Origin of the sequence: uncultured Tateyamaria sp. (assembly GCF_947496075.1) — a bacterium.
In the GTDB taxonomy this organism is placed as follows: Bacteria; Pseudomonadota; Alphaproteobacteria; order Rhodobacterales; family Rhodobacteraceae; genus Tateyamaria.
The window spans coordinates 439,529-453,552 of record NZ_CANMBJ010000004.1 but is presented as its reverse complement, the minus strand read 5'-3'; the positions used below and the strand labels follow the sequence as shown (position 1 = coordinate 453,552).

The 14,024-nt window shown below is 59.9% G+C and carries 13 protein-coding genes; 11 read left to right on the top strand and 2 right to left on the bottom strand.

All coding sequences use genetic code 11. From position 1 onward, the window contains the following. Nucleotides 1-2: 2 nt before the first annotated feature. Genes Q1A51_RS14705 through Q1A51_RS14680 form a run of 6 tightly spaced genes read left to right on the top strand, consistent with a single transcriptional unit; the run spans nucleotide 3 to nucleotide 6,012 of the window. Complete coding sequence (locus Q1A51_RS14705) at nucleotides 3-947, top strand: phytanoyl-CoA dioxygenase family protein (RefSeq protein WP_299600074.1); 945 nt, start codon at nucleotides 3-5, stop codon at nucleotides 945-947. A 9-nt stretch (nucleotides 948-956) separates the two neighbouring features. Continuing rightward, on the top strand, nucleotides 957-2,456 hold the full coding sequence (locus tag Q1A51_RS14700; protein ID WP_299209614.1) for a UxaA family hydrolase: 1,500 nt from the start codon (nucleotides 957-959) through the stop codon (nucleotides 2,454-2,456). Next, nucleotides 2,432-3,352: a phytanoyl-CoA dioxygenase family protein gene (locus Q1A51_RS14695; protein WP_299600073.1), complete on the top strand. Its 921-nt coding sequence runs from the start codon at nucleotides 2,432-2,434 to the stop codon at nucleotides 3,350-3,352. The genes Q1A51_RS14700 and Q1A51_RS14695 overlap by 25 nt, the downstream gene beginning before the upstream one ends. A gap of 1 nt (nucleotide 3,353) precedes the next feature. Beyond that, nucleotides 3,354-4,241, top strand: coding sequence for an NAD(P)-dependent oxidoreductase (locus tag Q1A51_RS14690; protein ID WP_299600072.1), 888 nt, complete (start codon nucleotides 3,354-3,356; stop codon nucleotides 4,239-4,241). Nucleotides 4,242-4,243: 2 nt separating this feature from the next. Beyond that, nucleotides 4,244-5,137: a DMT family transporter gene (locus Q1A51_RS14685; protein ID WP_299600071.1), complete on the top strand. Its 894-nt coding sequence runs from the start codon at nucleotides 4,244-4,246 to the stop codon at nucleotides 5,135-5,137. After that, nucleotides 5,134-6,012, top strand: a complete 879-nt coding sequence (locus Q1A51_RS14680; protein ID WP_299600070.1) for a sugar kinase — start codon at nucleotides 5,134-5,136, stop codon at nucleotides 6,010-6,012. The genes Q1A51_RS14685 and Q1A51_RS14680 overlap by 4 nt, the downstream gene beginning before the upstream one ends. Here the strand turns inward: Q1A51_RS14680 and Q1A51_RS14675 are convergent. Both Q1A51_RS14675 and uxaC read right to left on the bottom strand, forming a co-directional pair. After that, nucleotides 6,009-7,196, bottom strand: a complete 1,188-nt coding sequence (locus Q1A51_RS14675) for a mannitol dehydrogenase family protein (protein ID WP_299600069.1) — start codon at nucleotides 7,194-7,196, stop codon at nucleotides 6,009-6,011. The two genes, Q1A51_RS14680 and Q1A51_RS14675, sit on opposite strands and share 4 nt — an antisense overlap. A 3-nt stretch (nucleotides 7,197-7,199) precedes the next feature. Continuing rightward, nucleotides 7,200-8,555, bottom strand: a complete 1,356-nt coding sequence (gene uxaC / locus Q1A51_RS14670) for a glucuronate isomerase (protein WP_299600068.1) — start codon at nucleotides 8,553-8,555, stop codon at nucleotides 7,200-7,202. Between the two features lie 90 nt (nucleotides 8,556-8,645). Between uxaC and Q1A51_RS14665 the strand changes: the two genes are divergently transcribed. From Q1A51_RS14665 to Q1A51_RS14645, 5 genes are read left to right on the top strand one after another with little or no spacing between them, the layout of a single operon-like run. Further along, the gene (locus tag Q1A51_RS14665) at nucleotides 8,646-9,683 is read left to right on the top strand and encodes a Gfo/Idh/MocA family oxidoreductase (RefSeq protein ID WP_299600067.1); all 1,038 of its coding nucleotides are present in this window, start codon (nucleotides 8,646-8,648) and stop codon (nucleotides 9,681-9,683) included. Continuing rightward, nucleotides 9,680-10,687: a Gfo/Idh/MocA family oxidoreductase gene (locus tag Q1A51_RS14660; protein WP_299600066.1), complete on the top strand. Its 1,008-nt coding sequence runs from the start codon at nucleotides 9,680-9,682 to the stop codon at nucleotides 10,685-10,687. Before Q1A51_RS14665 ends, Q1A51_RS14660 begins: the two co-directional genes overlap by 4 nt. Continuing rightward, on the top strand, nucleotides 10,684-11,727 hold the full coding sequence (locus Q1A51_RS14655) for a Gfo/Idh/MocA family oxidoreductase (protein WP_299600065.1): 1,044 nt from the start codon (nucleotides 10,684-10,686) through the stop codon (nucleotides 11,725-11,727). The genes Q1A51_RS14660 and Q1A51_RS14655 overlap by 4 nt, the downstream gene beginning before the upstream one ends. After that, nucleotides 11,724-12,917, top strand: a complete 1,194-nt coding sequence (gene uxuA / locus Q1A51_RS14650) for a mannonate dehydratase (RefSeq protein WP_299601119.1) — start codon at nucleotides 11,724-11,726, stop codon at nucleotides 12,915-12,917. The genes Q1A51_RS14655 and uxuA overlap by 4 nt, the downstream gene beginning before the upstream one ends. Next, complete coding sequence (locus tag Q1A51_RS14645) at nucleotides 12,914-13,921, top strand: Gfo/Idh/MocA family oxidoreductase (protein ID WP_299600064.1); 1,008 nt, start codon at nucleotides 12,914-12,916, stop codon at nucleotides 13,919-13,921. The genes uxuA and Q1A51_RS14645 overlap by 4 nt, the downstream gene beginning before the upstream one ends. The last annotated feature ends 103 nt before the right edge of the window (nucleotides 13,922-14,024 follow it).

Here is a 14,024-nt window from a genome sequence, read left to right as displayed (position 1 = left end):
CCATGCTGACCGCGAGCCAAGTCGCGCAGTTCCAGACCCAAGGTTACCTTGTGGTAGAGGATGTCATCCCTGCGCCGGTGATCTCGGCAGTGCGGGTGGAATACGCGACACTGATGGATCAGCTTTATGCCCGGTGGGAAGGGGAGGGGCATGTGCCCGGCGGCGAGGGTTTGAGCTTCTGGGAGAAACTAAGCGTGTCCTATGCCGTCGGGTGCGATTGGTTTCAGCCAATGGATATCAGCCTGCCGGGCGGAGAAATCGAGGCCGATTGCCCCATGCATTTCGGCCCGGCGATCTTTGATCTTGTTGTCGAGGATCGGCTGTTGGACGTGATTGAGGATCTGATCGGGCCCGAGATCACCTCGAATCCAATCCAGCATGTGCGGATCAAACCGCCGAGCCCCCAATTGGCAGAGGGCGAGGCGCGCGCGCATATCACTAGCACTGACTGGCATCAGGATCGTGGCGTTGGCCACGAAGAGGCTGATGCGACCGATATGGTCACGGCCTGGGTGGCGATTACGGATGCGACCGTCGAAAATGGGTGTCTGCAGGTGCTGCCCGGTATTGATGACGGTCTTCTGCCACATTGCCCACAGGTTCAAACTGCCATTGCGCCCAAACATCTCGACACCTCGGATGCTGTGCCGCTACCAGTCAAATCTGGTGGTGCCGTCTTGTTTCATCCTTTGGTGCCTCATGCATCACTGCCAAACTGGTCTCAGGGATTTCGCTGGTCCTTTGATCTGCGTTACAACGTGACGGGGCAGCCCACCGGGCGCGATCATTTTCCGAGCTTTGTTGCCCGCAGTCGCATGGCGCCCGAAACAGCATTGCGGGATTGGCGCGGCTGGCGTGATATGTGGTTTAATACCCGCAGCAGGCTTGCCCATCAGCCTCACATTCCGATCCACCGTTGGGCGTCCGACGCCCCATTCTGTGCCTGAGAGAGGCCCATGGATTTTGTTCGTCTAGACATAAGCGACACGGTCGTTACCGCCACGCGCACGTTGGAGATCGGTGTCGACGTAGACGGCGTGCCAACCCGGGCATTGATTCCGTCGGGCCACAAGATCGCGGTGCGGGCCATGTCCAAGGGCGACGTTATCCGTAAATACGCACAGGTGATCGGCTACGCCGCCGGGGACATTGCCGCTGGGGATCACGTACACACTCACAATGTCGAGTTTCGGGGCACGGATGTGGCCTATGATTTTGCTTCAAACCTGCGCCCTGTCGCTCCAGTCTCGGGCGATACATTCATGGGCTACCGGCGCGAGAATGGGCAGGTTGGTACGCGGAACTACATTGCGATCGTCACGTCCGTGAACTGTTCTGCCACGGCCGCACGGATGATCGCGGCGCATTTCACGCCTGAGCTGCTGGCGGACTATCCGAATGTGGATGGGGTGGTCGCCTTTGTTCACGGGACGGGTTGTGGCATGGCGGACAATGGCGACGGGTTCGAGGCGCTGCAGCGCGTCATGTGGGGCTATGCCCGTCACCCGAACCATGCAGGGGTGCTGATGGTTGGCTTGGGCTGCGAGATGAACCAGATTGACTGGCTGCTCGACGCCTATGGCTTAAAACAGGGGCCGTTGTTCCAAGCGATGAATATCCAATCTGTCGCCGGACTTAGAAAGACGGTCGACAAAGGGATCGAGAAGGTGGCGGCCATGTTGCCACTGGCAAATCAGGCGGTGCGGGAACCGTGTCCGGCATCCGAGTTGAAAGTGGCCTTGCAATGCGGCGGGTCGGATGCGTGGTCGGGGATTACCGCGAACCCTGCACTTGGATATGCCACCGATCTGCTGGTGGCACAGGGTGGGACGGGTGTGCTGGCCGAGACGCCGGAGATCTACGGCGCAGAGCATCTGCTGACCGCCCGCGCCATCGATCAGGCGACGGGTGAGCGTCTGATCGATCTGATCCGCTGGTGGGAGGATTATACCGCCCGTAACAAGGGATCGATGGACAACAACCCAAGTCCCGGCAACAAGGCCGGTGGCCTGACCACGATCTTGGAGAAGTCGTTGGGCGCTGCTGCCAAGGGCGGGACCACGCCGCTGACGGGTGTCTACAAATACGCCGATAGCGTGCGGGCGCGTGGCTTCACCTTCATGGATTCTCCCGGCTATGATCCGGCGAGTGTGACGGGGCAGATCGCCGGGGGCTGCAACCTCGTGTGCTTTACCACCGGGCGGGGGTCGGCCTTTGGCTCGAAGCCCGCACCGACGATCAAGGTGGCGACCAATACGGAAATGTATGGTCGCATGATCGAGGATATGGATGTGAACGCCGGTGCGATGCTTTCGGAGGGTGTGAGCCTCGAAGAGAAGGGCCGCGAGATTTACGAACTGTTCTTGAGGGTTGCTAGCGGAGAGATGTCGAAATCTGAAGCACAGGGCCTTGGTGACTACGAATTCGTGCCGTGGCAGATCGGGGCTGTGATGTGATGGAGTGTCTGACTGCAGATCAGAAAGCACAGTATGATGAGCAGGGCTATCTGCTGGTTGCAAACCAGATCCCCGACGACTGGCTGACCAAGATCCGGGACGAGATTGCACGGTTCGAGGCTGAGGCCGCGACCATGACCGAGAGCAATGACCGGCTTGATCTGGAGGACAGTCACTCTGCCGATGATCCGCGCCTGCGGCGGATCAAGCTACCGCATATGATTTCGGACGTGGTGCTGGAGTTGATGTATTCCGACCACGTGCTTGCCCCCGCCCGCGATCTGATTGGGTCGAACCTGCGGCTGCACACTACCAAATTGAACATGAAATCGGCCGGTTATGGGGCGGCGGTCGAATGGCATCAGGACTATGCATTCTATCCGCATACCAACGACGACATTCTGGCCATTGGTATATGCATCGACGATATGGCTGAAGAGAACGGGCCGCTGATGGTATTCCCGGGCTCGCATAAGGGGCCGGTTTATGATCATCACGTGGATGGGGTCTTTGCCGGCGCAATGCTGCCCGAGGCGCACGGGCTGGATATGGCGGATGCGGTGCCGCTGACCGGGCCTGCCGGGTCGATCAGTATTCACCATGGTCGGATTGTGCATGGGTCGGCTCTGAATACGAGCAACCGGGCGCGGCGCATTCTGTTCTACGAGATGATGGCGGCGGATGCCTTTCCGATCATGGGCAGTATGACCAAGTGGGATGGGATCGAAGATTACAACACCCGGATGCTGTGCGGTGAGCCAACGCTGACCCCGCGCCTGAAAGACATCCCGATCCGCATCCCGCAACCACAGCCGGATGTGCCGATTTCCATCTATGAAATTCAGAAGGGGCTGAAGACGCGCGCCTTCGATACCATTCCCGCGAAGGAGAGTTGATATGAGCAAGCCAACGATTGGATTTATCGGCCTCGGCCTGATGGGCGGAGCCATGGTGGGCCGGTTGCAGGATCAAGGCTATGATCTGGTGGTGATCGCAAACCGTACCCGAACGTATGTTGATCGCGCAGTTGAGCGAGGGGCGGTCGAGATGACAACAGCCAAGGCCGTGGCCGAGGGGTCGGACATCGTGATGCTGTGCATGGACACATCGGAAAACGTCGAGGCGCGGATGCGCGGGGATGACGGCGTGATTGCCGGGCTGAAATCGGGCGCGGTGGTGATTGATTTCGGCACGTCACTGCCTGCGTCGACCAAGGCATTGGGAGCGGAGGTTGCGGCAGTTGGTGGCACGATGCTGGACTGCCCCATTGGGCGCACGCCGATGCACGCCAAGGACGGCTTGTTGAACCTGATGGGCTCCGGGGACAAGGCGGCGTTCGATAAGGTCAAGCCGGTGCTGGACGATTTGGGCGAGAATGTCTTTCACCTCGGGGCCTTGGGCACCGGGCACACCATCAAACTGATCAACAATTTCTACGCGCAGGCCTGTGCCAATGCGATGGCTGAAAGCTATGCCATTGCAGATGTGATGGGTGTGGACCGGCAGGGGCTGTATGATGTGATGTCGGCAGGGCCGCTCAAGTCCGGGATGATGGATTTCGTGACCGCCTACGCGTTGCAGGGCGATGATCAGCAGCTTGCCTTTTCCATCAAGAATGCGGCCAAAGATGTCGGGTACTACGCCCAGATGTGCGACGATGCGGGCGTGCAATCCATGATGTCGGGCAGCACGCTGGACAGCCTGCGGGGGTCCATCGACGCCGGGCGTGGGGAAGAGATGGTGCCGCTGCAAGTCGATTTCTTCGCTGACCGGTTCAAAGGCTAAGAGTGGCGATCGCCGCCCATCCGACCGAAGACCGCGCGGCCCTCGGCATCGCAATGACGCTGGGGGCCTATGCGTTCTTTACGCTCATCGACACGTCGGTGAAGTGGCTGTTGCTGGCGGGGCTGCCTGCATTCCAACTCGCCTTCATGCGGTACTTCCCGCATTTTCTGATCTCAACCGCGCTTTTGTTGCGCAAGGGCATGCGGTGGTCGAATTTTCAATCCGCGCATATGGGCCTGGTACTGCTGCGGGGGTTCCTGTTGGCGTCGGCCACGTTGTTTAACTTCATCACCCTGAACTACCTGCCGCTGACGGTGGTCGGGTCGATCATGTTTTCTGCCCCAATCATCGTGTGTTTCCTCAGTTGGCCCTTGCTGGGTGAACGGGTAGGCCCTTGGCGGTGGTTTGCGATCATCCTTGGGTTCACGGGCGTGCTGGTGGTGATCCGTCCCTTTGATGCAAGCTTTCACGCGATTGCATTCCTGAACGTCTACAACGCGTTTTCACTGGCGCTCTATTCGATCATCACGCGCAAGATTTCTGGTGTAGTGGCGGCGGAAACGATGCAGTTCTGGATGGGAGCTTTTGGCGCCGTGGCGCTGGCCCCCTTGGCTTGGATGGTGTGGACCGCGCCAGAAACTTCGCTGCAATGGGCACTTATGATCGGGCTTGGCGTTTGGGGATGGGCGGGGCACGAGATTTTCTCGCGCGCACACGCATACGCCCCGGCCAATACGCTAATGCCCTACACCTACAGCTTCCTGCTGTATCTGGCGCTTGCAAGTTACCTTGTCTTCGGCGATGTGCCGGACGGTTGGACGCTGGTTGGCGCAGCGATCATTGTCGTCTCCGGCTTGATCATATGGCAGCGCACGGCACGAAAGGATAAGGCATGAAGATTGCGGCCATAGGCGAGGCGATGATTGAGCTGTCGATGGATGATGCAGAGGCCGCAGTGCGCGTGGCCGGCGACACGTTGAACACGGCCATCTACCTCAAACGCAACGCACCGGAACTGAAGGTCGACTATGTGACCCGCCTTGGCACAGACGCCTTTTCGGACCGGATCGTCGCGGCGATAGAGGCGGAAGATATTGGCATCCGTGCGGTTGAGCGTGATCCCGAAGGGACACCGGGCCTTTATGCCATCACGACCGATGACAGCGGCGAACGCAGCTTTACCTATTGGCGCGATACCTCCGCAGCACGTTCGGTTTTTCTAACTTCTGAGGATCCGGATTTTTCCGCCCTCGAACCCTATGATGTGATCTACACGTCAGCCATCACGCTCGCGATCATGCCAGCAACCACGCGCGCGGCCTTGATCAATTGGCTGCAAGGCTTTCGGCAGCGGGGCGGACGCCTGGTTTTTGACAGCAACTACCGACCGCGCCTGTGGGAAGATCAGGACACGGCCCGTGAAATGATCGCGGCGATGTGGGCGCTTTGTGACATTGCGTTGCCTTCCATTGATGACGAGATGGAGCTGACCGGCAAAACCGCTGATGCGGTCACGGCACGATTTCTTGCGCTGGGCCGTTCAGGTGCTCTGAAGCGTGGTGAGATTGGCCCGCTTTGCCTTGAGACCGGCGCCTCCGGCACCTATCCCGCAGCGTCCAAGGTTGTGGATACAACAGCGGCAGGCGACAGCTTCAATGGTGCTTATTTGGCGGCGGCGCTGACTGGGGAGCCTCAAGATGCCGCTCTGCGTGCGGGTCATGATCTGGCGTCACGCGTCATTGCGCATCGTGGCGCCATCCTGCCCCGCTAGGCACCAATCACGGCGCGTAGCGCGGCATCGGGTTCTGGAGATTTGCAAGCGGTAACAAGCTCCTCCGCTTTCGGATCGTCCAGCGCGCTATCGGCCGCCACCTCGGCTTGAACAAAAGCGATCCAGGCGTCTAGCGCCGCTTTCAGCAATGGGCTGGGCGATTTGCCCCGGTCTTCCAAAGTTGCCAGAATGCGGATGGGCAGTTTCTGGCTCCCGTCCATTGCGATCTGCCGTAGCCGATGATGCAGGTTGGGGTTCTCGAACCGTTTGATCAAGGCGTCTGCATACGCTTCGGCTTGTGCTTGAACACTGTCCGGCAGTGTCTCCGCCGCTTCGCGCATTAGGGCTTGTGTTGTGTGGCGCAGCTCGGGGTCTGCAATGGCCTCGTGCACATAGGTGTAACCCCGCAGCGCACCGGCATAGGCAAGGAATGAATGCGCCCCGTTCAGCATACGCAGCTTGCGCATTTCGTGCGGGGCAACGTCGTCGACCCATTGTACGCCCGGCCAGTCCGGTTTCGCGGCGGCAAAGCGATCTTCGATGACCCATTCGGTGAAGCTCTCAGTCGGGACAGCCATCTTGTCGCCAGCCTCGGCACGGATAGCGTCCGTCGTGGCGGGAGTGATGCGATCAACCATGCTGGATGGGAATGTGATCGTGTCGGGCAAATTCAGCTTGGCCGCAGCGGCAAAATCCCGAACAGCGCGCTCCACCTTCGATCCGTTGTCAGGCAGGTTGTCACAACACAGAACGGTGACAGGCGACTGGCGCCGTGCCAAGCCACGGGTCAGCGTACCGATCACGGTTGTGCCCGTGTCTAGCAGATCGGCCTGAATGTCGGCTGAAGCCATATCAAGCTGCCCGTCCGGACCCAGATGATACGCTTTTTCCGTTACTGTCAGTGTGATGACCGAAAACTGGTCAGAGGCGACGGCGTCGATCACGGAAACCGAACCTTCTGATGCGACCAGCATATCAGACATGCACGTGATCGGCTTGATCAACGTACCGCCTGCATCCTTTACGATGAGGCTGTAGTCGTAATTCTGGGCCGCCAATCCGTCGCGGATGGCGGGTGAGCGAAAGCTGACTCCTGTGATCTGCCAACCCGGCGTGTCTTGTGTGTACGCCGCAGCGTGTGCGCGAAAGAAATTACCGACACCAAGGTGAAGAATATGCGGCATCGGTCAGTCCAGCCTATACGTGCTGCGGGCCAGATCGGTGGCGAGGAGGCGCGCCAGATCTGCGGCGGTATTGGCGTCGAAATACCCTCGCTCGATCTGCGCCGCCAAATGCAGCGAAATGGCCCGTCGCCAAAGATCATGCCGTGCAGGAATGGATAGGAAAGCTCGGGTATCATCATTGAAACCGGCAAGGTTATAGTAACCAGCCGTCTCGACCACCTGATCAAGGTAGCGCGCGATGCCAGCAGCGCTGTCATGGAACCACCACGGCGGGCCAATGCGCAGGCACGGCCAATGCCCGGCCATCGGTGCCAGTTCGCGAGCATAGGTGGTTTCATCCAATGTGAACAGGATCAGGATCAGCCTCGGATCATTGCCGACACGGTTCAACAGGGGTTCAAGGCCACGCACCCAATCTACGGCAATGGGGATGTCCGCGCCCTTGTCCGGTCCGAACTGTTCAAACAGCGCGTGGTTGGTGTTGCGCCGACTGCCAGCATGCAGCTGCATGACCAGCCCGTCATCCAGCGACATCTGCGCCATCTCAATCAGCATATGCCCATGAAATGCATCAGCCTGTGACATGTCCCCGGACACCAGTGCAGCGTAGGTATCAGCGGGGTTCTCCAGCCAAATGGTCTGGGGTGCTTCGATCGCGTGATCGGTCGCCGTGGCACCCATCGCCTTGAATGCGGCACGACGTTCGCGCAGCGCCGCGAGGAAGCCGTGGTAAGACGAGGTATCCTGCTTGGTCATCGCACCCAGTGACATCAGGTCCGAAGCCCAGCCCGGCGCCCTTGGGTTCAACAGCGTATCTGGCCGGAATGTCGGCACCACGCGTCCATCCCAATCGCTGTCTTTGATCGTCTGATGGTGCGTCAGCGGGTCGAGCGCAGCGTCCGTGGTTGCCAGAACCTCGATTCCGAAGCGGTCGAACAGAGCGCGCGGGCGATTGTCGGGGTCAGCCAACCATGCATCAATGTGGTCATAGACCGCATCCGACGCGTCAGCATTCAACGACAGGTCACAGCCCAGCGTTTCACGCAGCACATATTCAATCCAGAGCTGGCTGGGCGTGCCTAGAAACAAGTGCCAGTGCTTTGCAAAAAGACGAAATACCTCTCGCGGATCGCGTTTCTCGGCTGGCACGCCAACCCCAAGCTGTTCAAGCGGAACGCCCTGCGAATAAAGCATCCGAAACACGTAGTGATCCGGAATGACCAGCAGCTCGGCAGGATCGGCAAAGGGCTGGTTTTCGGCGAACCATGCGGGATCGCAATGGCCATGCGGCGACACAATGGGCGCGTGCCGAATCCTGTCATAAATCCCGGCCGCCTTGCCAGTCAGTTCGAGCGCCATGCCTGCCCCTTTCCTTTTTCCGGAGACTAGCACGAATGCCCCTTGGCGCATGTGCAAAATGCCGCCACTCTGTGGATTAGGAGGACAGTAATGAACGTCTTGATGATTGGGGCTGGAATGGTCGCCCAGACCCACATTCTGGCCCTGCGCGACAACCACGGAGGCGCGCGATTGACAGGCGTTCTGGGGCGGGATGATGCGCGCACCGCTGCATTCTGCACCGAGGCGTCGAAGCTTCTGGGGCATGAGGTGGCGCCATACACCGATGTGCAAGCTGCCTTGGCCGCAAAACCTGACATGGCCATCGTGATCACGCCACCTGATGCACGGCTGGAGTATGCCCACGCATTGGTGCAGGCGCGTGTGCCAACGCTTATGGAAAAACCGGTTGAGCGCACGTTGGCGGCAGCCAGCGAAGTGATCGACCTGTATGCGCAAGCGGGCGTGCCCTTGGGCATGTGCTTTCAGCACCGCACACGGGCAGCAGCACAAACGCTCAAACAGCGCATCGAGAAGGGCGAACTCGGCGATATCGTTCACGTGGATATGCGAGTCCCGTGGTGGCGCGACCAATCGTATTATGATGCACCCGGGCGCGGCACCTATGCGCGGGATGGCGGCGGTGTAATGATCAATCAGGCGATACACACACTTGATCTGGCACTATGGTTGGCCGGGCCCGTTGCAAAACTGCAGGCCATGATGCGCACCAGCCCCCTGCACAGGATGGAGGCTGAGGATATCGCCGCCGCTTTGCTTACATTCCGTTCGGGTGCGTCTGGCGCCTTAGGCGCAACCACAACGGCTTATCCCGGTGGCGCGGAAAGCATCACACTCACCACCAAGAAAGCACACGCGCATCTGGAAGGTGACAGCCTGCACATCGATTGGCTTTCAGGTCAGACGGAAACGATTGCCCCCGACGGTGACGCTGATACCGGAGGGGGCGCTGATCCGATGGCCTTTACCCACGCATGGCATCAGGCATTGCTTGAGGATTTCGTCGCCTCTGTTGCAGAGAAACGCGCACCCCTTGTACCACCCGCCGAAGCCCTGCATGTCCACGCTGTGATCGACGCGATGGAACGCGCGGCTCGCACATCCACCATGATTGAAGTGACACAATGACCCTCACCTTTGTCGCCCTCGGGCTGGATCACCGCCATATCTACGGCATGACGGAAAACATGCAGGCTGTCGGTGCCCGATGCCTTGGCTTTTGGACCGAAGGCGATCCGCAGCCTTTGGCCGGGTATGCAAATCGTTTTCCCGACTTGCACCGGTTCGACACATTGGAGGTCGCTCTCGCTGCCGGGGCTGACCTTGCGCTGGTATCGAACATCCCCGGCGATCGGGCCGACGTCGCCATTCGGGCGATGCAAGCCGGTCACGATGTGATGTCGGACAAACCCGGCTGTACATCCCTGGAACAACTCAACGCAATCAAGGACTGTGTGGCTGAGACCGGGCGCATCTGGTCTATCAACTTCTCTGAGCGGTTTGAGGTGCCATGCGTTACGCTGGCCGATCAATTGGTGCAGGACGGTGCCATTGGCCGTGTGGTGCACACGACCGGCCTTGGGCCACATCGCTTGAACCGCCCCACACGCCCTGACTGGTTCTTTCAGCGCGAAAGATACGGCGGCGTTTTGACCGACATTGCCTCGCACCAGATCGACCAGTTCCTGCATTTCACAGGCTCGGATCAGGCGCAGGTGACCATGGCGCATGTGGCCAATCACGCCAATCCGGATGATCCCGGTTTGCAGGATTTTGGAGAGGTCGCGCTGCGGTCGGATCACGCATCAGCCTATATCCGCGTCGATTGGTACACGCCGGATGCGCTGCCCACCTGGGGCGATGGGCGCCTGACCCTGCTGGGTATTGAAGGGTACATTGAGCTGCGCAAATACGTTGATGTAAACGGGCGCGAAGGCACGGATTATCTTGTTCTGGTCAATGGTGATCGGTGCGAGACGATAGATGCGCGTGACGCGGGATTGCCGTACTTCGAACGCCTTGCCCATGACATCGCACACCGGACCGAAACCGCGATGACACAGGCGCACTGCTTTAGGGTGATGGAACTTGCACTGCAGGCGCAGGCGATAGCGGAAAGGTCGGTCACATGATCCGCGTGGCAATTCTGGGTGGTGGGATCGGCGCGCAGCATCTTGAGGCCTATGATCAGCTTGAAGAGTTCGTCGTGACGCATCTGGTTGATCAGGATGCCGAACGCAGTGCAGCCCTCTGCGGCGATCGGATCACCCCCCTCTCTTCTATCGAAGATGCGCTGTTTGCGGATGTCGATGTCATCGACATCTGTCTGCCACCACACCTGCACGCCCCTGTTGCGATTGGCGCTCTTGAGGCGGGCAAGCACGTCATCTGCGAAAAGCCACTGGCAACGTCGTTAGAGCAGGTCAACGCCATTTCATCTGCGGCGACCGCATCGGGCAAGTCGGTGTTTCCTGTGTTTCAGTACCGTTTTGGTCCCGCGTTCGACCAACTGCGCGCCCTGCAAGTGGCGGGTCTCGTGGGCGCCCCACGCGCAGCTTCGCTGGAAACACATTGGAACCGGGATGCGGAGTATTATGCGATCCAATGGCGCGGCACCTGGGCTGGTGAGCAGGGCGGCGCGGTGCTGGGTCACGCGATCCACGTCCACGATCTGCTGGGTACGGTCATGGCGCCCATCGTTGGGGTGACTGCCCGCCTTGGCACGCTCGTCAACTCGATCGAGACTGAGGATACTGCCGCCCTGATCTTTGAGCTTGAAGGTGGTGCGTTGGCGACAAGCAGCATTACCCTTGGTGCCGCATCCGATGAAACCCGGTTGCGGCTAGTCTACGAGCATCTGACCGCAACATCACATACGGACCCGTACGCACCTGCCGAAGGCACATGGCAGTTCAAGGCGCGAGATCCTGAACGGCAAAGGGAAGTGGGCGCTATATGCGAAACAGCATCGCGTAACTTGCCCGGTTTTGCCGGGTTCTTGACCGAGGTGGGCAAGGCTTTGAACGGCACTCCAAACACGGCGGTCACTCTGGCCGAAGGAACGGCCTCGATTGAGCTGGTCACCGCGATCTATGCCGCACACCGCGACGGAACGCGGGTCGCCTTGCCGCTCGAGGCGGATCACACCCTACACGCGGGATGGCAGCCATGATCGAATGCTGGCGTTGGTTTGGGCCCAATGATCCCACGCAATTGTCCGACCTTCCGCAGGTCGGAGCAACTGGTGTGGTTACGGCACTTCACCAATTCGCGCCCGGTCAGGAATGGCCCGCGCAAGCGATCCAAGACCGCAAAGCGATGATTGAGGCTGCCGGCCTCACATGGGAGGTGGTGGAAAGCCTGCCGGTGTCTGAAGCGATCAAGACACGAAGCGCCGACATCGCTGCGCATCTGGACGCCTACAAGGCCAGCATGACCGCTCTAGCGCAAGCAGGGATCCGCACCATCTGCTACAACTTCATGCCAATCCTCGATTGGACACGTACTCAAACCCGTGCCGCGCAACCTCATGGCGGCACGGCCATGCTGTTCGATCTGGCAGATTTCGCAGCCTTTGACCTCTTCATTCTCAAGCGCCCGGGTGCTTTGGATGACTATTCGGATGTTGTTCGGGCCAGCGCGACCGAAGCCTTTGCCCGAATGGATGACGCAGACAAGGCGCGGCTCAGCCGTACAGTGATTGCCGGGCTACCCGGTGCGAATGACGGTTGGACTCTGGATGACGTACAGCAACGGCTTTCGACATATGACGCCATAGACGCGGAGAAAATGCGCGGCCACCTGATCGACTTTCTGTCCGAGGTTGCCCCGCTGGCGGATCACCTTGGCCTACGTCTGTGCTGTCACCCGGACGACCCGCCCTTTTCACTTCTAGGCCTGCCTCGGGTCATGTCTTCGACCGATGACTATGAGACCGTGTTGAATGCAGTGAATTTTGAGGCAAACGGCGTGACGCTGTGCACCGGGTCACTGGGCGTCGCCGAAGCCTTCGACGCGCTTGACTTCGTGCGCCGCCTCGGCCCGCGCATCCACTTCGCACATCTGCGCAATACCAAGCGCCTGCCATCCCCAGACCCGGACCGCCCCGGTTTCTTTGAAGCGGCACATCTTGAGGGGGACACCGACATGGTTGGAACCGTCGCCGCGCTGATGGAGGAAGAAGCACGCCGTCGTGCTGAAGGGCGCAGCGACCATGCCATCCCCATGCGCCCGGATCACGGCCAAGAATTGCTCATGGACCGGAAGCGTGACAGCCTGCCCGGCTATCCTCTGATTGGACGGATGCGTGGGCTGGCCGAGCTGCGGGGGATCATGGCAGCAGTCGCGGCAGGTCAGGCATGATGCGCATTGGTGTTGCAGGTGTCGGTCTGATCGGCCGTCAGCATTTGGACGCAATCGAACGTGCACAAGGTGTCACGGTCTCTGCCGTCTTCGATCCGGCGTTGAAAGAACACGTGCCATGGGCGTGTACCGACAGCCTTTCGGATCTGGCCGCGCAATCCGACGGCGTCATCCTTGCGGTGCCCAACCACCTTCACGCTTCGATGGCCCTGTCGCTGATCGATGTGTACTGTCCGATCCTGATCGAAAAACCGCTCGCGGCCACGACCGCCGAAGGGGTCGAAGTGGTCGCTGCCGCAGAAAAGGCAGATGTGCCCATCCTTGTAGGGCATCATAGACGGCACAATCCGCTGGTCGCCAAAGCGCACCAGCTCATCGCCGATGGAACGCTGGGCACAGTGACGACGGTACAGGGCACCTGCTGGCTGCCCAAACCCGACAGCTACTACGCCCAGTCATGGCGGCAAGGGGCGGGGGCAGGGCCGCTGTTTATCAACCTGATCCACGACATTGATCTGCTGATGTACCTGTGCGGGCCGATCACTCATGTGCAGGCGATGGAAAACAATGCGGTGCGCGGGGCAAAAGCGGAGGAAGTGACCGTCGCCACCCTTCGCTTTGCCAGCGGCGCGCTGGGCACCGTCAACCTGTCCGACGTTGCCCTTGGTCCATGGAGTTGGGAGCTGACTGCAGGTGAAAACCCTGCCTATCCCAAAACGGATCAGTCCAGTTATCTCATCGGGGGAACAAAGGGTGCGCTGTCCTTGCCCAACCTCAGCCTTTGGACGCAAAAGGACGGCCCGGACTGGTGGGCGCCCATGGACCAGACGCGGGTGCCACTGCCCCTGTCAAACCCGCTGAAGGATCAGATTGAGCATTTTGCGCAAGTTATCGAAGGCAATGCCCCGCCGCTTGTCAGCGGGGCCGATGGCCTGCGCGCTGTTCAGGTGATCGAAGCGATCAAATCAGCCGCCGGATCCGGGCAACTGGTTGCTGTCGGTTAGGACATCCCCAAGCCGCTCCACTCACCGCATTGTGCACGACCTGGCGCTTTGGCCGCATTCGGCGCGCCTATATTGCGCAGTACCGCCCGGCCCGCTAGGCAGG